Annotated in this window: 1 protein-coding gene; it reads right to left on the minus strand. The window is 63.7% G+C overall.

The window, feature by feature from the left end; translation table 11 throughout:
* Positions 1–1,112, minus strand: a 1,112-nt coding sequence (locus C7402_RS47330; RefSeq protein WP_208949113.1) for a hypothetical protein, incomplete at both ends; no start/stop codon positions are given.

Below are 1,112 nucleotides of genomic sequence, written 5' to 3' on the forward strand. Positions count from 1 at the left end.
CCAGCAACGGTCAGCAGACCAGCGCCGCCCGTGACGGTCGAGCCGTTCGACGAGAGTTCCACGCCGCTCAGGTTGACTGCACCCGTAGCTGCCGAAGCGTCGACCTTCGTCACGCCGGTCGCGGACGCGCCGAGGTTGTCGGTCTTCAGCGTCAGGGCGATGTTAGCGTCGCCGTTCAGGACGATGCTCGTCGCGCCCGTGTCGCCGATCGTCACGGTGTTCAGGCTCTTCGCAGCGCCTTCGCTCGTGATGTTCAGCGTTTCGATGCCGGTCGTCGCAACGGTGGTCGTCACGCCGTTCGAACCTGCTGCGCCGTCCACGCCAACCGTCAGGGACAGAGCGTCCTTGGAACCGGTCGAGTTAGCCAGCAGGTAGTTGACGATCGACGCGCCGCCTTGCGAAGCCGTGACGTCAAGCGTCGTGCCCGCAGCAACCTTCGTGAATGCCACGTCGCCTGCCGTCTGGCCGACTTGCAGAGCCGTGAAGCCCGAAGCGTCGTAGCTTGCGTCGGCCGGCGTGCCAGCGGAGCCAAGAACTGCCGGAGTCGGCGTGGTCGCGGTAGCGTCAATATCAGTCGGATCCGCGTTGGTCAGGGTCGTGTTGCTGATCGTGAACGCCGTGCCATCCGACGGACCAGTGATGACGATAACCCCGGTCTGGAGTGCCACGCTGAAGCCGGTAAGGCCCGCTGCCAAAATCGCGCCAGCCAGCCCAGCGGCAACGTTCTGCACGGTGGTGTCACCCGTAATGTCATACGAGATGACGTGCGGCGTAACCCCGACCGTGATGGTCACGGAGATCGACTCACCTACGACGTTGCTCACGTTGTAGTCATGGCCCTGCGAGAAGGTCAGGTTGGAAACCTGAGCCACTGCCGTCACAGCCGGCACGCCAGCCACATAGACCGAGCCAGTGTGGCTGTCGGACACTGCATCCGAACCCAGAGCCAGCGTCGTGAAGCCCGAGATGTGCGAGTTGCTGCCCAGCGCCGTATCGGTCGTTTGAGCTGCGTAGTTCGCCACCAGCGTGTTGTTGCCAGCGCCACCCGAGATCGTGCTGTACGTCGTTTCGTCAGCGTGGAGCAGGCTGTTCGAATCGATCGTGACGACGTC

The sequence above is a fragment of the Paraburkholderia unamae genome (genome assembly GCF_003096875.1).
GTDB classification, from domain to species: domain Bacteria; phylum Pseudomonadota; class Gammaproteobacteria; order Burkholderiales; family Burkholderiaceae; genus Paraburkholderia; species Paraburkholderia unamae.